At 36.0% G+C, this 18,650-nt stretch carries 15 protein-coding genes; 6 read left to right on the top strand and 9 right to left on the bottom strand.

The annotated features are described in order from the left end of the window. Nucleotides 1-193 precede the first annotated feature (193 nt). On the top strand, nucleotides 194-1,804 hold the full coding sequence (locus HF990_RS10795; protein WP_168412583.1) for a long-chain fatty acid--CoA ligase: 1,611 nt from the start codon (nucleotides 194-196) through the stop codon (nucleotides 1,802-1,804). A 40-nt stretch (nucleotides 1,805-1,844) separates the two neighbouring features. On the opposite strand, the gene HF990_RS10790 is transcribed toward HF990_RS10795, so the two are convergent. Next, a complete protein-coding gene (locus HF990_RS10790; RefSeq protein ID WP_016838176.1) occupies nucleotides 1,845-2,039 on the bottom strand; it encodes a hypothetical protein in 195 nt (64 codons plus the stop codon). Between the two features lie 362 nt (nucleotides 2,040-2,401). Between HF990_RS10790 and HF990_RS10785 the strand changes: the two genes are divergently transcribed. Then, the gene (locus HF990_RS10785) at nucleotides 2,402-3,286 is read left to right on the top strand and encodes a VOC family protein (protein WP_168412582.1); all 885 of its coding nucleotides are present in this window, start codon (nucleotides 2,402-2,404) and stop codon (nucleotides 3,284-3,286) included. Nucleotides 3,287-3,467: 181 nt separating this feature from the next. Here HF990_RS10785 and trmL read toward each other — a convergent pair whose 3' ends face one another. Both trmL and queG read right to left on the bottom strand, forming a co-directional pair. After that, nucleotides 3,468-3,968 carry a tRNA (uridine(34)/cytosine(34)/5-carboxymethylaminomethyluridine(34)-2'-O)-methyltransferase TrmL gene (gene trmL / locus HF990_RS10780; protein ID WP_409373616.1) on the bottom strand — a complete coding sequence of 167 codons (501 nt, stop codon included), beginning with the start codon at nucleotides 3,966-3,968 and terminating at the stop codon, nucleotides 3,468-3,470. 19 nt (nucleotides 3,969-3,987) lie between these two features. After that, entirely contained in the window at nucleotides 3,988-5,124 is a 1,137-nt protein-coding gene (gene queG, locus HF990_RS10775; RefSeq protein ID WP_016838180.1) for a tRNA epoxyqueuosine(34) reductase QueG, read from the bottom strand. Nucleotides 5,125-5,259: 135 nt separating this feature from the next. Between queG and HF990_RS10770 the strand changes: the two genes are divergently transcribed. Continuing rightward, complete coding sequence (locus HF990_RS10770) at nucleotides 5,260-5,961, top strand: B3/B4 domain-containing protein (protein ID WP_016838181.1); 702 nt, start codon at nucleotides 5,260-5,262, stop codon at nucleotides 5,959-5,961. Next, nucleotides 5,958-6,473: a DIP1984 family protein gene (locus HF990_RS10765; RefSeq protein ID WP_168412581.1), complete on the top strand. Its 516-nt coding sequence runs from the start codon at nucleotides 5,958-5,960 to the stop codon at nucleotides 6,471-6,473. Before HF990_RS10770 ends, HF990_RS10765 begins: the two co-directional genes overlap by 4 nt. 1,605 nt (nucleotides 6,474-8,078) lie before the next feature. On the opposite strand, the gene HF990_RS10760 is transcribed toward HF990_RS10765, so the two are convergent. From HF990_RS10760 to HF990_RS10735, 6 genes are all read right to left on the bottom strand, one after another. Beyond that, entirely contained in the window at nucleotides 8,079-8,972 is an 894-nt protein-coding gene (locus HF990_RS10760; protein WP_168412580.1) for a S66 peptidase family protein, read from the bottom strand. Between the two features lie 123 nt (nucleotides 8,973-9,095). Then, a complete protein-coding gene (gene nagB, locus HF990_RS10755; protein WP_026019064.1) occupies nucleotides 9,096-9,809 on the bottom strand; it encodes a glucosamine-6-phosphate deaminase in 714 nt (237 codons plus the stop codon). 75 nt (nucleotides 9,810-9,884) lie between these two features. After that, nucleotides 9,885-11,171, bottom strand: coding sequence for a mechanosensitive ion channel family protein (locus HF990_RS10750; RefSeq protein ID WP_168412579.1), 1,287 nt, complete (start codon nucleotides 11,169-11,171; stop codon nucleotides 9,885-9,887). Nucleotides 11,172-11,400: 229 nt separating this feature from the next. Continuing rightward, nucleotides 11,401-12,627 (bottom strand): dicarboxylate/amino acid:cation symporter, encoded by a 1,227-nt coding sequence (locus tag HF990_RS10745; RefSeq protein ID WP_168412578.1) that lies wholly within the window; start codon nucleotides 12,625-12,627, stop codon nucleotides 11,401-11,403. A 201-nt stretch (nucleotides 12,628-12,828) separates the two neighbouring features. Continuing rightward, entirely contained in the window at nucleotides 12,829-14,580 is a 1,752-nt protein-coding gene (gene pabB / locus HF990_RS10740) for an aminodeoxychorismate synthase component I (RefSeq protein ID WP_168412577.1), read from the bottom strand. A 103-nt stretch (nucleotides 14,581-14,683) separates the two neighbouring features. Then, nucleotides 14,684-15,571, bottom strand: coding sequence for a LysR family transcriptional regulator (locus HF990_RS10735; RefSeq protein WP_016838189.1), 888 nt, complete (start codon nucleotides 15,569-15,571; stop codon nucleotides 14,684-14,686). A gap of 127 nt (nucleotides 15,572-15,698) precedes the next feature. Here HF990_RS10735 and hutG point away from each other — a divergent pair, with 127 nt between their 5' ends. Together hutG and gltS are read left to right on the top strand one after the other, a co-directional pair. Next, nucleotides 15,699-16,634, top strand: coding sequence for a formimidoylglutamase (hutG, locus tag HF990_RS10730; protein ID WP_168412576.1), 936 nt, complete (start codon nucleotides 15,699-15,701; stop codon nucleotides 16,632-16,634). Nucleotides 16,635-16,639: 5 nt separating this feature from the next. Further along, nucleotides 16,640-17,818 (top strand): sodium/glutamate symporter, encoded by a 1,179-nt coding sequence (gene gltS, locus HF990_RS10725; protein WP_168412575.1) that lies wholly within the window; start codon nucleotides 16,640-16,642, stop codon nucleotides 17,816-17,818. Nucleotides 17,819-18,650 lie beyond the last annotated feature (832 nt).

Raw genomic sequence — 18,650 nt, 5'->3', positions numbered from 1 at the left:
ATAAATAAAAAAATTATCTAATCCATCAATATTATAGGAATTAAAATTAATAGAAACTTCCTAATAAATTCATAGCATCATTTTCTCTTTAAAGTTAAAATATTCTATAATACGTCACATTTTTTAGTAATAATGTAGTATTCTTCTAAATATATTTATTGAAAGGGAAAAAAACAAGGGGGATGATGTAAAGATGATGGACACACCTTTATTATTAACGAGTTTTTTAAAACGGGCTGAGCGCTACTTTCCTGAAAAGTTGATTATTTCGCGTACAAGCCCAGACACAATTCACCGCATTCCTTACAAAGACTATGTCAAACGCACAAGAAAACTTGCAAGCGCTCTCACAAAGCTTGGGATGAAACGCGGAACAAAAGTTGGTTCTTTTGCTTGGAATCATCACCGACATTTAGAAGCATATTTTGCAGTTCCTTGTGCAGGTGCTGTTTTGCACATGATTAACATTCGCCTTTCGCCAGAACATATCATTTACGTAATTAATCATGCAGAAGATGAAATTTTGTTAGTCGATGGCGATCTATTCCCATTATTTGAAAAAGCAATTCCTTACTTAAAAACGGTTAAACATATTGTTGTCATGCAAGATGATAAAACCGTTCCTGAATCCTCTTTCCCGAATGTCTATTCTTATGAACAGCTTTTAGAAGAAGCAGATGAATTTGAATTTCCGAATGATTTAGATGAAAACTCACCAGCAGGAATTTGTTACACTAGTGCAACTACTGGAATGCCAAAAGGTGTCGTTTACACTCATCGCGGATTAGTACTTCATAGTATGGCACTTGGTTTAGCAGACGGAATGGGAATCACCGAAAGAGACATTATCATGCCGGTTGTTCCAATGTTCCACGTGAATGCATGGGGAATGCCATTTGCTGCAGTAAATTATGGGTCAACGCAAGTATTACCAGGTCCTCACTTTACACCTAGTTTACTGCTTGATTTAATTGAACAAGAAAAAGTGACGTTAACAGCAGGGGTTCCAACTATTTGGCTTGGCGTACTTCAAGAACAGGAAAAAAATCCTCGCGATATTTCTTCCCTAAAAGCTATTGTATCTGGAGGTTCTGCTTCGCCAAAAGGATTAATTCAAGCATTTGAAGACAAATACAATGTTCCGTACGTTATTGGATACGGTATGACCGAGACAACACCACTTGTTTCTCTTTCCAACTATACATCCGCAATGGAAGATTGGACACGGGAAGAAAAATTAAATATCCGTGCAACACAAGGCCTTACTGTTCCACTTCTTGATACGGAAGTAGTAAATGAACAAGGAGAAGTTCCATGGGATGGAAAAACGATGGGCGAACTGCGGATTCGAGGTCCTTGGATTGCCCATGAATATTATAAAGATGAACGAACAAAAGAAGCATTCCGTGATGGGTGGTTGTATACTGGAGACATTGCAGTTGTCACACCAGAAGGTTATATCAAAATTACTGACCGTACAAAAGATTTAATCAAAAGCGGAGGCGAATGGATTTCATCTGTCGATTTGGAAAATGCCCTCATGACTCACGAAGCTGTATTAGAAGCAGCGGTCATCGCCATTCCGCATGAAAAATGGCAAGAGCGTCCACTTGCATGCGTCGTATTAAAAGAAGGAAAACAAGCTACAAAAGAAGAACTACTCGATTATTTAAAAGATCAATTTGCGAAATGGTGGATTCCGGATGACATTGTATTCTTAAAAGAGATTCCAAAAACATCCGTTGGTAAATTCTTAAAAGCCAAACTACGAGAAGAATTAAAGAATTATAAAGTGAATGCATAATAAACTAAGGGGCGAATCTTTGTGAATTTGCCCCTTCTATTTAATTTTTTCTTTTCAATCTTTCATCTTTATTTGGATGATCTACAACATCTGATTGAATTGGATCTGGAATTCGATGGTCATCTTCTAACTGCTCCCCATCCCGCAGTCGTTCCATTTGTTTCCCAAGCCAAATACAATCTTCTAGATTATTCGTCATATGCCCGCTAACTGGCATTTCATTTTTGTTTTCCACAAAAGTAACCTCCCAATTGTTTATATGAGTTATTGTGAACAAATCCTTCAAAAAAATGATATAGTAAAGTAAATTTATTTAAGCTATACTAAATTAGAGATAACATTTACTTAGGAGGTATACTTCCATGGGTACTGTTTTACTACTAGTAGTATGTGCTTCATTTCTCACAGCTATTTTAACTGCTGGACGTGAAGGAGATTACACTGAAGAATAATCTCTTTTCATTCGAAATACGAAAAAAGGCAATCCTATTTTAGGGTTGCCTTTTTGTTTTATGTCTTGACTTTTCACACTTAACAAAATAAACTTAGTTACATAAAGTAAGTGAGTTGACAAATATCACTTGAAGGAGACTTTGTATGGCGACACATTTTCATAAAAAACCAAACACATATGTTTCACATGTTCAAATAAAGGTATCGAATTTAGAGCGCTCTTTAGAATATTACAAAAATATTATTGGCTTTGACGTGTTGGAGCAAACCGAAAAAGCAGCTGCTTTTACAACAGATGGAAAAACAAGCATTCTTTCCATTGAGCAAGTAGACAATGCACTCCCTTTACAGAGAGGTCAAACTGGTCTTTATCATTTTGCGATATTGCTTCCTACACGTAAGGATTTAGGAAATTTCATTCAACATATTTCTCACCTAAATGTTCAAATTGGTGCAGGTGACCATCATGTGAGCGAAGCTATTTATTTATACGATCCGGACGGAAATGGCATTGAAGTATATGCGGACCGTCCAGAAGAGCAGTGGATTTGGAATGGAAATACCGTTTATATGACAACAGAACCCGTAAACTTCCGTTCCCTTTTAAATTTAGCGGATGGTCATTGGAATGGATTACCTAAAGGAACAGTGATGGGGCATATTCATTTATCTGTATCTGATCTTTTAAAATCAGAAGAATTTTATACAAAAGCGTTAGGTTTTGAAGTTGTTACAAGATATGGAAGCCAGGCGTTATTCATTTCCACTGGAAAATACCATCATCACATTGGATTAAACACTTGGGAGAGCTTAGGAGGTTCTCCTTCTAGTGAAAAAAGTGTTGGTTTAAAATCCTATACATTAGTGCTGGATAACGAGGAACAAGCAGAAAAAATTAAAGGTCATTTAAAAGAAATGGGGCATGTTGTAGAACGATTTGAAGGAGCTTCAAAATATGGAGGCCATCAAGAGTTTTCTACCATTGATCCTTCAGGAATCCGCATTGTTTTTACTTTGGATGGCGAATAAATATTAAATGGAGTCTTGAAAGTCGAAAACTTCCAGACACCTCCTTTCTAGTTGAAGCAAGTTTCCCCTATCCTCGTCGCAAACTGACCGTCTTTTGGACATCAGTATAAGATTATAAAAAAGCTCCCTATTAGTATAGATGATTAAATAGGGAGCATTTCATTTTTCAGGCCAGCCCAATTTATTTTAGCCCAGGGAAATTTTGTTGGCGTAATGCTTCGTAAATGATGATGGCTGCTGAGTTCGATAAATTCAAAGAACGCACTTTATCTGTTTGAGGAATTCTTAACACTTTATCGCGACGTTCGTATGCAAAATCTTTCGGCAAACCAGACGTTTCTCTCCCGAACATGAAATAAATGTCTTTTTCCCTATCGCTAAAATCATGAGTTGTATAAGGCTCATCGCTATACGTTTCGATTAAATATAATTCCCCATCCTTTGCATATTCGAGAAAATCTTCTAATGAGTCATGGTACACAATATTGACATGTTCCCAATAATCTAATCCTGCACGTTTCAACATTTTATCGTCGGTAGAAAACCCTAGAGGATGAATTAAATGCAAAGTTGTATGCGTAGCAGCACAAGTACGTGCAATGTTTCCTGTATTAGCTGGAATTTCGGGTTGATATAATACGATATGTAATGGCAAATCTAGACACTTCCTTCTTTTATACATCTTTGATTTGAAATAAGGGCTAGTCTCTTTCCACCAGTTCCAGCCCTTTTTTTATTTCACGCAGCACTTCTTCATCTTTTTCTTGATGATATGCTTCAAGCAATGCATCTTTTGCCTTCTTTCCACCAATTTTCCCGAGAGCCCATGCACTAGTACCCCGAATGACAGGACGTTCATCCTTTTTCAATAATTCAATTAACTCTGGCACCGCTGATTGTTCTTTAAAATGAGCCAGTGCAAGAATTGCATTTCGCTGAATGGGTTTTTTTCCTCGCCAAGAACCCGCTATTGTACCGAATTTGTTTTTAAATTCTTTATTCGAAAGTTTCAACAGTGGAACGAGGAGCGGCTTTGCCAGTTCAGGATCTGGCAAAAATTCATCATGAATCCAATTCGTCTTCCCCTTATTTTTTGGACAAACCGTTTGACATGTATCACAGCCATATACTCGGTTTCCAATTTTCGTTCTAAATTCATCCGGTACAACATCTTTCGTCTGTGTTATAAAGGCGATACAGCGTTTTGCATTTAATTGACCAGGTTCTACTAATGCACCAGTCGGGCAAACATCTAGGCATAACCTGCAATCACCGCATTCATTTTCAATCGGAGAATCTGGTGGAAAGGGAATATTTGTAATCATTTCTCCTAAATAGACATATGAACCGAATTCAGGTGTAATAATAGAGCAGTTTTTCCCACTCCAACCTATCCCTGCTCGTTCTGCAACAGCACGGTCTACAAGCTCACCCGTATCGACCATCGACTTCACCGAGACATTGGGAACTCTTTCTCGTAGCCATTGTTCCATCAATTCTAGTCGTTGTTTTACTGCCACATGATAATCCAATCCCCAAGATGCTCTTGCAAAAATCCCTCTCCGTTCACCTTTTTTACCAGTTGGGGGATTTTTCATTTTAGATGGATAAGCTAAAGCAATCGCAATAATGCTTTCTCCTTCAGGCAATAGCTTCTTTGGCTCTGTTCTCTTATCGATATCCTCTTCTTCAAAGCCGGATTGATAATTCAATTCCTGTTGCCTTTTCAAACGATTTTTCATTTCTTGAAAGGGAGACGCTGTGGTAAATCCAATTTTATCTACCCCGATGGACTTCGCATATTCAATTAAATCCATTTTCAATTGTTCTACATTCATATTCTAATCGCGATGAAAAAGTCGCAATTGCACCTCCCCTCGTTCACATCATTCAAAGTCTAATGAGAATCAATCTACTTTCCTTTTCGTTTATGGTACAATAGATTTACAAATAATTGGCAGGTGAATATTGAGATGAACCTTTCAATCAATAAAGAACTATTTTCTCTAGTTCCGCAACTAAAAATCGGCATTATTCATTATACCAAAATTGTTGTATCACAATCGCCTCAAATGTTGAAAGGACGAATGCAATTATTTCAAGAAAATTTATTTTTTGAACTGCAAGAATCTCCTGTAACAGAACGTCCAGGTATTAAAGAATGGAGAACCGTTTGGAAGGCTTTAGGTGCTGATCCGAATCGTTACCGTCATTCTGCCGAAAGTTTAATGCGGAGAATTGCGAAACAAAACTATCTATCTCCTGTTCATTTAGCGGTGGATTTAAATAATTTCTTTTCAATAGAACATGAAATTCCTATTGGCATTTACGATGTCGATCATATTGTAGGGGACGTTGAAATTAGCTTGGGTAATGATGAAACCGGCTATGATGGGTTAAATGGCCGATATAACAAATTAACAAATATTTTATATAGCAAAGATGAAAAAGGAGCTTTTGGAAGTCCATTTGTCGATTCAGTCAGAACAAGCGTTACGGAAGAGACTACGGAAGCATTGCAAATTTTTTATTTACGTCCATCTTTAGAAGAAGACAATTGCAACAAACTCCTTTCATCTTGCGGTAAAATGTTTACACAAGTTGCAGGGGGAGAATTTACGACCGCATTATTATCCGCCGATAATCCTAGCGTAACGATTGAGGTGAAAAAATGAAAACCATTCCACTGGCAGAAGGAATCAAATTAAAAAGCATTTTAACGAAAAAAGTTCAAGAATTAGTGTATGAGTTTCAAAAAAATGCTCATGTCGTCGTTGAAAAAGGGGAAACACCAAAACAAACGGGCCGTTCTTTAAAAGAGATTGAAGCAGATCTGGCACAAGTGAGAAAAGATATCCGCACATTAGACAAACTGATTTATCGGGCGAATATTGAAAATACAATCGAATTTAAAGGGGAAGTTATGCCCATTGTTGAAGCTATCGAACTTGCTACTCAATTGCGGGCAGAGGTTTCCTTATACAAAACTTTAGGCAACTCTGAAAAGGAAAAAATCTACACTTCAACGGGTGAAGGAGTTGTTCTATACGAAGTTGCCATGTACGATCCACGCGAATATCGTGAGCGGGCAAACCAGCTCGAAAAAGAAGCGCACCGCTTATCTAATTTAATTAATGCCAAAAACTATGAAGTGCATATTGAATTTGATGATTCCAATTATTTCTAAAACAAAACCATTTCCTCGGGGAGGTGAGAGTCCTCCCCGAGGTATAACGGCTGTCAAACTTGATATAGTGCATAAATGGCAAACCAATAACCATTAACCTGTTACTATGTAACCTGTAACTAATGACCAACTAGCGCAAAGGCAATCGATCGTCAAAATACCTAAGTGTTTTTTCTTGTACAGCCGTTATAGCAATAGGCTGTTTAGAAAATGATATCTTTCTAAACAGCCTTACTTTTTTCTAACGGAGATTCTTATTTTTGATAATAGTCAAAGTTCAAGTTTTATTAGTCAAACTGCTTTGGATTATAGTCAAACTCGGGAAGATATTTGCCAATCAAAAAAATCCGACTCCCCAATCAAAGGATAATAGTCAAAGTCCATGATTTATTAGTCAAACTACTTTGGATTATAGTCAAACTCGAGAAGATATTTGCCAATCAAAAAATTCCGACTCCCCAATCAAGGGATAATAGTCAAAGTCCATGATTTATTAGTCAAACTCAGCTGGATTATAGTCAAACTCGGGAAGATATTTGCCAATCGAAAAATTCCGACTCCCCAATCAAGGGATAATAGTCAAAGTCCATAATTTATTAGTCAAACTCAGCTGGATTATAGTCAAACTCGGGAAGATATTTGCCAATCAAAAAAATCCGACTCCCCAATCAAAGGATAATAGTCAAAGTCCGTGCTTTATTAGTCAAACTACTTTGGATTATAGTCAATCTTGAGAAGATATTTGCCAATCGAAAAATTCCGACTCCCTATTCAAGCGATAATAGTCAAAATCCTTCCTTTATTAGTCAAACTCAGCTAGATTATAGTCAATCTTGAGAAGATATTTGCCAATCGAAAAATTCCGACTCCCTATTCAAGCGATAATAGTCAAAATCCTTCCTTTATTAGTCAAACTCAGCTAGATTATAGTCAAACTCGGGAAGATATTTGCGAATCGAAAAATTCCGACTCCTCAAACAAGCGATAATAGTCAAAGTCCATCCTTTATTAGCCAAACTGCTTTGGATTATAGTCAAATCTGGACAGATATTTGCCAATCGAAATAATCTAACTCCCCAATCAAGGGATAATAGTCAAAGTTCATACTTTAATAGTCAAATTGCATAGGATTATAGTCAACCCAGGGAAGATATTTGCCAATCGAAATAATCTAACTCCCCAATCAAGGGATAATAGTCAAAGTTCATACTTTAATAGTCAAATTTCATAGGATTATAGTCAACCCCTGGAAGATATTTGCCAACCGACTCCCCTCAAGTGAAAATGGGCAAACTACAATGAATTATAGTCAACTTCGTGAAGATATCCCTCAGACCATTTCACAACTATTTTTTTGACCTATTTGAAAAAACAAACACTAACGGAGGAAAGAAGAGTATGAAACCAAACCATCCGAATGAAATAAAAATTGGAATTAATAAAAAGGAAATGCCAGAAATAATCGTTAATATTGATCGTTTCTTTAATCCATAAATTCCAATCAAGAAACCTAATGCAATACAAAATAAGGATAGAACTTTCAACCAATCCATATCATCACCCCTAAACCATCAAAGATGCATATCTCGCAACTTCATTCAAAAACTATTCCACTCCTGGCAAAAATCGCAACAATTTTTCATCAGCATCTAATATAACATCCACCCCAAGGGGAATGCCTATGTTTGGTGTAGAGTGGCCAATGTTAAATCGCGCAACTGTAGGTTTTTTATATGGCAACAAATATTCTTTTATTAAGGATAATGCGTTCTCTTCTACATCACCATTTCCTAATCTCCCAATCACAAACCCACATGCCCCTTTCAATTTCCCTGCCAATCTTAAATGATTAAACATACGGTCAATTTCTTCAATACTCAATTCTTCATCTTCAATAAGCAAAATTTTATCGCGCGTGTCAATTTCAAACTTTGTGCCAAGTGTATCGACAATTCTACGCAAATTTCCGCCTATAAATTCACCTCGTACAGAACCAGGTATTAAACTTTCAAGAGGTGAAATGGTTTCATCATAATAAATTTCAAAAGGCGAAAATAATTGGTAAAACATTTTTTTCGATTGTTCGTCCAATTCTTTTGAAAGAGAAGGTCCATGGAATGTGACAACATTTGAATATTGTTGAATGGCTATATGTAAAAAGGTAATGTCTGAAAATCCCCAAAATATTTTTGGATGTTCAGTTAGTAGTGAATAGTCGATTTTATCAGCTATTTTCGCAGCACCATATCTATCAGTGGCACAAAAAATTCCTTTCACTTCAGGGTCTTCAATCATTTGATGCAAGTCATGAACCCACGCTTCATCTGTTTCCTCAAAATCATGTTCATTAAGCTCAATGGTTTTCCCTAATTTATAATGTAATCCCATATCGGTGAATAGAGATATATTTCGTTGCAAGCTTTCCAAATTAATAGGGCCACTTAGTGCTATAATCCCTACAGTATCTCCTTTATTTAAGTGCTTTGGCCTTATTTTCATTGATTTCCTCCTACAATTTATTAATACTACAACTATATTAACAAATGGCGTTGAACAATGCTTCTAGAGATAAATTCAGAAAAAAAAGAGCCGTCTCACCTTACGCGGCCCTTTTCACTTATTTTATTTAACTCCTGTATAAATAACCGTTACATCTGGATGTTGATGTAAAGCACTTGCCGGTAAATCTTCTGTTATTATTCCGGTACGAAGACGATCATAAGCTTCTTGTTTCGTTTCCCCGGAAATTAACAAAATAATCTTCTTCGCATTTAAAATTGATTGAATACCCATTGTGATTGCTTTTCTAGGCATATCCTCTGGCTTTTCAAAATACTTTTGATTTGCTTCTATTGTGGATTGGGTTAATTCTACAATATGTGTAAGAGAATCGAAAGGTGTGCCTGGTTCGTTGAATCCGATATGTCCATTTACTCCGATACCAAGTACTTGAAGATCGATTCCACCTGCTTCTTTTATTTGTTGTTCATATGTACGACATGCAGTTTCTAAATCAGAGCTATGACCTTCTGGAATGTGTACGTTTTCCTTTTGAATATCTACATGTTTAAATAAATGATGATTCATGAAATAGTGATAACTTGCCTCATTATTTGGGTCAATTCCAACGTATTCATCTAAATTAAATGAAACCACATCTTTAAAAGAAACATTACCTGAATGATATTGTTGAACTAACTCTTTATATAAGCCAATTGGCGTACTTCCTGTCGCTAACCCAATTACTGAATTTGGTTTGTTTTGTAATTGTTCTACAAAGATGTCACAAGCTTTTTTACTTAAATCCTCGTAATCTTTTGCTTCAATCCATTTAATTGAGCTCATTTTTTCCTCCTATAATTTAAATTTGGCGCCCTTTTTTATTTTATTATCAACTTACAATAATGACCATTATTTTTTCGCAACAAATTCAACGTTTCTTTTATTCGTCTGCGCATTGTCAAGAATATGCGGTATATTTTTTAAATCGCTACCAGTTGGCATTTGGAAAAGACGAAGACCGAACTCTTGTGCAACAGCAAATAAATGATCAAAAATATCAGATTGAATGGACTCATATTCCGTCCATACCACTGTATTGGCAAAAGCATATATTTCCAATGGTAATCCGTTTTCAGTCGGTGCTAATTGTCGAACCATTAATGTAGCTTCCTCATTGATACCTGGATGATGTATTAAGTATTGAGTGATGTACGCACGAAATAATCCAATATTCGTTAAAGCTCTACCATTCACTGAATTGGCTAATCGGTCAATTTGATGCTTTTGGTTATATTCTTCAATCTCCTTTTGGCGATGAACAATGTAATCTTTGAGCAAATGAATTTTTTTACATTTTTCAAGCAATTCTTCAGAACAGAAAGAAATACTTGTAATATCTATAAACAACGATCGTTTAATTCGACGATTACCCGATGCCTGCATTCCTCTCCAGTTAATAAAAGAATCTGAAATTAACGCATAACTCGGAACAGACGTAATCGTTCGGTCAAAGTTTCGCACTTTCACAGTATTTAAGGAAATATCAATGACATCTCCATTCGCACCATACTTCGGCATTTCAATCCAATCGCCCACCCGTACCATATCATTAGCCGTCAGCTGTATGCCGGCTACAAGGCCAAGCAAGGAGTCGCGGAACACTAACATAAATACGGCAGATAACGCACCGATTCCACTTAAAAGAATAATTGGATTTTCTCCTAATAGATTAGCAATTCCCAAAATCGTTCCGATAATATAATTGGCAATTTTAGCTACTTGAATATAACTTTTGATTGGTCGAATTTTCGAAATCTCATACGTTTGGTAAATATCATGAAATGCTGTTAATAGGCTATTAAGTAAACCTAAAGCAACAATGATCATATACGTTATCGCAAACTTCTCAATTGTACTTTGATAAGTAGGAAAAATAGCTGCGGAATAAAAAATAATAATAGCAGGTACTAAATGAGAGAGCCTATGAAATACCTTACTTTCCAGCAAGATGTTATCCCAAGTAAATTTATTTTTATGTATGATTCCGATGATAAAACGAATGACGATTTTTTTGGCAATAAAGTTTGCAAGGATACAAACAATGATAATAAACGAAATCATGATGGCAATTGATAAATAACGAACCCACGTGTCGTTTAATTCATAACTTATAAGGTAATTGCGTATAAATTCCATCACATTCCCCTTCTTATTCAATTCTTTACTTCACCAATATCCATTGAGCAAATCTCCACTATTATAACAAAAGAGATTAATTAGGCTAAAATAAAAGCAGACGTACAAATTATGGAATTACTATATGTTATTCATTATTCATCCAGCATCAAAACGAACAAAAAAGCAACTACAGTTCAAACTTGAACCGAGTTGCATTTTTGTTTTGCATTTATAAATAATAAAACGCTTACATATTGCTTAACGAATCATCCCGTGGATTCCGCTCCTTGCTTATCTCAAAAGCTTGAACAACAACCGCTGCAGATGCATCTCCTGTAACATTGATTGATGTGCGAATCATATCTAAAACGCGGTCAACCCCTGCAACCAATGCTAATGCTTCTAATGGTAATCCAACTGCTGTAATCACCATTGTCAGCATGATTAACCCAGCCCCTGGAACACCTGCAGTACCAATTGATGCAAGCGTTGCAGTTAATACAATAATTAATTGCTGTGTAAATGAAAGATCGACACCTAAAAACTGTGCGATGAACAGCACGCATACCCCTTGATACAATGCCGTTCCATCCATATTGATGGTAGCCCCAAGTGGTAATACAAAGCTGCTTACTTTCTTTGACACGCCCAAATTTTCTTCCGTATTTTGAATTGTGATTGGCAATGTGGCAGAACTGCTGGACGAACTAAAAGCAACTAAACTTGCAGGCAAAATTCCTTTGAAAAATTTTACTGGGCTATAGTTGGCTAAAAACTTCACTGAGCTTGAATATACAATAAGTGCATGAAGAATACATCCAATATAAACAACGAGAATCAATTTAATGAGCGGAAGGAGAACGGAAGCACCGTATTGTCCCACAACTGGAGCGATTAAACCAAAAATCCCGATTGGAGCAACTTTCATCACAATGTGGGTAATTTTATACATAATTTCTGCAAGTCCATCGAAAAAATCATAAACTGGTTTTGCTCTGTCACCAACCAACGTAATGGCTACTCCTAGGAAAAGTGCGAAGAAAATAATTTGAAGCATATTAGCATCAACCATTGATTGAATTGGATTTGTAGGAATAATATTCAACAAAGTATCAATAACCCCTGGCACTTCCTTAGGTTCAGCTGCTTCTTCAGATATTGTTAAATTTAGACCTGAACCGGGCTTAAAAATATTAGCAAGAATTAATCCAATAATTACGGCAATAGCTGTCGTAATTAAATAATAAGCAAAAGTAATTCCACCCATTCTGCCAATTCGCTTAATATCACCTGTACCAGCAATTCCAATCACAAGAGAAGCAAGTACTAATGGAACGATAATAAATTTAATAAGTCTTAAAAATAAATCCCCAAGAGGTTTAACCACTTCAATACTTGGTCCAACAATGACACCCACAATAATCGCAAGAACAAATGCGATTAAAATTTGTGTTAACAGACCAATCTTTCTCAATTTGAACCCCCTTTTGTGTATTACCGTGATTCACCCATCCCAAACAATGATTTAGTTGTCTCCCCCCCTTACAGAAACAAAACAATGATTGGTTTATCCTATGCTAGTCATTGTTTCAGATATGAATTTCTTGCTTATGAAAACAAGGCTAGTCACTTTTCCACAAAAAAAGGACTTCTAAATTAGAAGCCCTAAAATTCCTTAAACAAACTCTACTTCAATCCATTTTCTTACACTATTGATAAACCATACTTTCGAACACTTTTTCAAATCATCCAATGTTAAAACCTTTTCTCTGATCTCTCCTGCTTTTAATAAATGTTCACGGAAAGTCCCGGCAAGCAATCCGCTGCTAACAGGTGGAGTCCAAAGTTTTCCGTCCAACTCTAATACAACATTACCGTTTATAAACTCCGTCAACTCTTCTCTTTCATTCCATAAAAGGACGTCAAAAATATCTGCGGATTGAGGCTTGAACGATTCATAAACATCTCGATTCGTTGTTTTATGATATAAAAATACATGTTCCGAATTTACAGGGGTTTTAGCAAGTGTAACCTTTTTAGGAGACTCCATTTTCACGATTGATTGCCCTTCAATTGTACATCTACCATTTGTATTGACAAGTAATCGAACTTTCCATTGTCCTGATTGATTAGCTTTTGCAAACTCTTTCAACTTCTGTTTTACTTCATCGATATCCAGTTGATATTGAAAATACGCTGCAGATTTCCCTAATCGATTTAGATGTTCTTCTAGTAAGAAGAATTCTCCATCATCCAACAATAAGCTTTCTAATAATTGAAATTCTTTCACTTCTCTAGTAAGGAAATCAGATTTTGCAAGAACTTCATTAAATTCATCTTCAGCAGTGGAGTCCCAAGTAATGCCACCTCCTACACCATAAGTGGCCTTTCCTGATTTATGCTCAATCAGTACCGTTCGGATTGGCACATTAAAAATAGCTTCTTTATTTGGAGTAATGTAGCCAATAGCACCACAATACACTTCACGAGGCGTTTTTTCTAACTTTGTAATAATGTCCATTGTACTAGCTTTCGGAGCTCCAGTAATCGAACCGCACGGAAAAATAGCTTTTAACACATCTACTAGTTCTGTTTCTTTTTTCAAGGTTGCAGTAACAGTCGATGTCATTTGATGGACCGTTGGATACTGTTCAATATCAAATAATCGGGGTACCGTCACTGTTCCGGTTTCGGCAACAGCCCCTAAATCATTACGCAGCAAATCAACAATCATTACATTTTCTGCACGATTTTTTTCTGAATGATAGAGCCACTTTGCCTTTTCTTGATCTTCTTCAAAAGTTTTTCCCCTTTTTATTGTCCCCTTCATTGGGCGAGTTGTAATTTTCTCTCCTTCAATATGGAAAAACAACTCAGGAGATGCCGATAGAATACTATGTTCTCCTGTATGAATGTAAGCGCAATAATTTGCCGATTGAGCTTTTTTCATTTTATTGAATAATGCAAATGAATCACCTTCAAATTGCGCATGTAAACGAATCGTATAATTCGTTTGATATGTAATTCCATTCGCAATGGAATCTTTAATAAATTGGATGGCTTCCCGATACTCTTCTTCATTTACATCAGGCTTCCACTCTGTTAGTGAATAGGAATTCATCACTGCTGGCGATTCATGTAAAGGTTCTTTAAAAAGACCAAACCATAACAACGGCATTGTATGTCTAGGCTTCACTTTAAGCGCAGAGTCAAAAGCCGCAGCACTCTCATAAGACAAGAAACCTGCCGCGTAAAATCCTTTATTGATTTCTTCCTGTACTTTTTGAAGACAAGTTAACACTTCACTGATATCGTAAGTCGAAATGATTTTATCAGGATGAAGAAACGTAATCGGCTCTATATTTCCTTTAGAATTCGCAAATTCAAAATACAATCGTGGTGTTTGCTCTGAAATTTGTGTATTCATGTTCCATTTCCTTTTCTATTTTAGAAATTTCTATACATAGTATAGAAAAATTAAGTAGTTATGAAAACTCTTTTTGAATTCATGCAAATGACGAAGCATGAATTTATGCTCTAGTAAAATGTTCTTGTACTAATTCGATATACCTTCGAATGGATTTTGGTAAGTAGCGTTGATTTAAGTAAGTGAGATGCACAGTACGTTTAAGATTTGGATGTTCAATTACTTTTTGAATAACCGCTTCACTTGTAGAACCCTTTAAATAATTTTCAGGTAAAATCGTCACGCCCAATCCTTCCTGTACTAGGGAAATGGCTGTTTCGAATCGTTCAATCTCATATTTATCATTCATAGGCAAATTGTTCATTTCAAACGCTTTTAATACATCTAAGCGTGTTTGGAATCCTTCAGTACTAATTATAAATGGTTCCTTATATATATCTTTCAATTCCAAAGTGTCTTTCTCTTTTAAATGATGCTCCTTTGACAAAACAGCTACTAATCTTTCTTCGTATAACGGTATAGAAACAATATCTTTTTCGTTAATAATTTGATTGGTAATAATGACATGAGATTGATGAGTTCGTAAAGCTTGTTTGACACTTTCCGCACCTAAAATATCGACTAACTTAATGTTGATGGAAGGATAATCTTGTTTTAATTTCTTTAATGTTTGCGGTATCCAATGTTTTGCAGATTCAATTAGCCCTAATATCAAACAACCATCCCCAACAGAACCAATTTCCTGCAATTCAATTTTTAATATATCTAAGTTCTCTAAAATCTCCTTGGCTCTACCGTATAGAAATTCCCCAACATCTGTTAATTGCAGTTTTCGAGTATGTCCTTCAAATAAAGGATAGCCTACGTCAGATTCTAATTTTTTCATTGCTATACTTAACGAAGGCTGGGCAATGTGTAATTCCTCTGATGCTTTCGTATAACTCATGCATTCCACAAGTTTTATAAAGTATCTCAACTGCTTCGTATCCATTAAACCACCCTATTTATAGTTATTATCTATAATATTATTCAAATTATATATTAGATTTATGAATCAATTCAAACTATACTGATACTAACTACTCAGAATATTTCAAAATTAAGGGGATGCGTTTTTGATGACATCATTACGACGAATTTGGTCTGGAAGAACTGACTATGGAGATGAAAAAAGCAAACGATTCCATGAAATCGTACAGCTAGAAAAAAATATTGACCCAATACCAAACGTGGCAATCGTAGGCTTCCAATGTGATGAAGGGGTTCGTCGAAATCAAGGACGAATCGGTGCCAAAGAAGGACCTAATGCCATTCGAAAAGCTTTGGCAAATATACCTTGGCACGGGGAATCGGCTTGTATCGCTGACTTAGGAAATATAAGCTGTGAAGATGCGGAATTAGAAAAAGCTCAAAAATTATTAGGGGAAAAAATAGCGGAAGTACGGACAAACGGTTCGAAAGTGATTGTGCTCGGGGGAGGACACGAAACATTATATGGTCACTACTTAGGTATTCGACAATACATCGGTCGTGATAAAAAATTAGGAATCATAAATATCGATGCTCATTTTGACTTGCGAAGTTATGAAGAAACGACTTCATCTGGAACGATGTTTAAACAAATTTTAGATCATGACAATCATGCATCTTATTGTGTAATCGGTATACAACAATACGGAAATACACTGGAACTGTTTGAAAGAGCAAAAGAGTTTCGAGTCACTACAATTTTAGAGCAACAAATACGAGAAAATATGAATCAAGCTCTAAATGAAATCGATTCTTTTATCAATCAAAATGAAGTGATTTTGTTAACACTTTGCATGGATGTCATTAATGCAGCAGAAGCGCCTGGGGTCAGTGCCCCATCACCTTTTGGACTAAATGCTGTTGAGGTTCGAAAAATCATCCAGCATGTGCTTCAATCTCCAAAGGTGGCTTCATTCGATATTTGTGAAGTAAATCCAACCTTCGATCCAAATGGCCAAACTGCAAAATTAGCGGCGTATCTTGTCAATGAAGTGATTATGTTCATGATAAAACAAAGGGGGTAAAAACGATGGCGTTTGATCAAATTACAACTATTTTCTTAGCGGTGTTGTTTTTAACAATCGGTACATTCATTATTAAAAAGGTAGGAATTTTTCAACGTTTCTGTATACCAGCACCAGTTGTAGGGGGATTATTATTTGCACTGATTGTCACGATTTTTAAGTCTATAGGTTTTGAAATCACTCTTGATACTTCATTGCAAAGTTTATTTATGATAACGTTCTTTACGACAGTAGGATTAGGAGCCAGTTTTAAATTAGTAAAACTCGGCGGAAAGCTGCTTATTATTTACTGGCTCGCTTGTGGTTTTTTAGCGTTAATGCAAAACGTCATTGGGGTGGGATTAGCATCACTTTTAGGCATTGAACCATTAATCGGAATGATGGCTGGTGCAGTATCAATGGAGGGTGGTCACGGTGCCGCAGCTGCCTTTGGTCAAACGCTCGAAGAATTAGGATTTGAAGGAGCAATGACAGTCGGTGCAGCAGCTGCAACGCTTGGACTTGTAGCAGGTGGATTAGTTGGTGGACCTGCAGCGAAACATTTAATTTCAAAATATGATTTAAAACCATCTAAGGAGGAAATGGAAGTTTCTTCATTGGATACAGATCATGAACAAGTGACAACTCAAACGTTCTTTACTCAAGTATTGATCATCACATTCTGTATGACGGTTGGTTCCTATTTAGGCAAATGGTTCTCCGAGCTAACGGATTTTGTATTACCTGGCTATGTTGGTGCTATGTTTGTAGCGGTTATTGTTCGCAACATTCTTGATAAAATCAAACCGGGTGCTATCAATATGAAAACTGTATCCATTATTGGGGATATTACCTTAGGAATTTTCTTATCCATGGCGTTAATGAGCATTAAGCTTTGGGAAATTACAGACTTAGCATTGCCTTTACTAATCATTGTGTTAGTACAAGTGATATTTATTGTTCTACTTGCTATGTTTGTATTATTTAGATTGCTCGGCAAAAATTACGATGCGGCAGTCATGATTTCAGGTTTTCTTGGCCATGGACTTGGTGCCACTCCAAATGCGATGGCAAACATGCATGCCATTGTCGGACGATTCGGTCCATCGCAAAAAGCTTTCCTCGTAGTGCCAATTGTAGGTGCATTCCTCATCGACGTATTTGGAATACCGATTATTATTACAACTATTAATCTATTTAAATAATTCATAAGTAAAAAAATGGCTCTATCATATTTGGTTTTCATATTCTAGCACCAAATTGATAGAGTCATTTTTTGATTTTCGTCATTTTATATTGGATTCTTATTAACCAAAACTTCAAATTCGTTGTTTAAATTACACATATAGGCCTGTGAGGAGCACGATTTGTTGAAGCGAGAGATGAATCGTCTTCTAATTTGACGGTACGATGTTCAGTTTTTCAATTACCAAATAATACACCTCCTCTGTAATCGATAACTCTAACTTACAGGGAGGTGCAATCGATTTATATGCGTCGTTTGAATTCGGTATTATATAAATTACGGGTTAGTGCAAAATTTAATGTTTTTTCTATCTAAACTATGAGGCCAACAACTTTGAAAAGTGAAAAGGTGTGGCTGATTTTGCATAGATTAAGCGAGATATTAGCCAAAGATGGCACAATAATAGTCATTCTGCTTATGTTAATAGTCAAATTTGTGAACATAATAGCCAATCAATCGAAAAAAGTTTACGAAATAATCGATAATAGTCAACTCTTTGAACATAATAGTCATTCTTTAGAAGATAATAGTCAAACTTATGAATTTAATAGCCAATAAATTAAAATCAACTTCAAAAATCGGCGATAATAGTCAAAGTTGATTCGATAATAGCCAAAATGCCAAGGATAATAGTCAAACTTGGCAAAATAATTGCCAAAGCATTAATCGAGTAGGAGGGAGTGATTAGCTCCCGTCCTCTCACACCACCGTACGTACGGTTCCGTATACGGCGGTTCAATTAAGATAATTGACGCAAGTTTTCATAACTTCCGTGAATAGCTGTTCTCTTT

It is taken from the genome of Ureibacillus thermosphaericus (genome assembly GCF_012396605.1).
GTDB classification, from domain to species: domain Bacteria; phylum Bacillota; class Bacilli; order Bacillales_A; family Planococcaceae; genus Ureibacillus; species Ureibacillus thermosphaericus.
This window is presented reverse-complemented; position numbering and strand designations above follow the sequence as displayed.

Bases quoted from the DNA above. Each gene is read 5' to 3' on its own strand.
- HF990_RS10770 (WP_016838181.1), top strand. From the start codon at position 5,260: ATGAACCTTTCAATCAATAAAGAACTATTTTCTCTAGTTCCGCAACTA.
- HF990_RS10750 (WP_168412579.1), bottom strand. From the start codon at position 11,171: ATGGAATTTATACGCAATTACCTTATAAGTTATGAATTAAACGACACG.
- HF990_RS10765 (WP_168412581.1), top strand. From the start codon at position 5,958: ATGAAAACCATTCCACTGGCAGAAGGAATCAAATTAAAAAGCATTTTA.
- pabB (WP_168412577.1), bottom strand. From the start codon at position 14,580: ATGAATACACAAATTTCAGAGCAAACACCACGATTGTATTTTGAATTT.
- queG (WP_016838180.1), bottom strand. From the start codon at position 5,124: ATGAATGTAGAACAATTGAAAATGGATTTAATTGAATATGCGAAGTCC.
- HF990_RS10785 (WP_168412582.1), top strand. From the start codon at position 2,402: ATGGCGACACATTTTCATAAAAAACCAAACACATATGTTTCACATGTT.
- trmL (WP_409373616.1), bottom strand. From the start codon at position 3,968: ATGTATAAAAGAAGGAAGTGTCTAGATTTGCCATTACATATCGTATTA.
- gltS (WP_168412575.1), top strand. From the start codon at position 16,640: ATGGCGTTTGATCAAATTACAACTATTTTCTTAGCGGTGTTGTTTTTA.
- HF990_RS10735 (WP_016838189.1), bottom strand. From the start codon at position 15,571: ATGGATACGAAGCAGTTGAGATACTTTATAAAACTTGTGGAATGCATG.
- HF990_RS10760 (WP_168412580.1), bottom strand. From the start codon at position 8,972: ATGAAAATAAGGCCAAAGCACTTAAATAAAGGAGATACTGTAGGGATT.
- hutG (WP_168412576.1), top strand. From the start codon at position 15,699: ATGACATCATTACGACGAATTTGGTCTGGAAGAACTGACTATGGAGAT.
- HF990_RS10795 (WP_168412583.1), top strand. From the start codon at position 194: ATGATGGACACACCTTTATTATTAACGAGTTTTTTAAAACGGGCTGAG.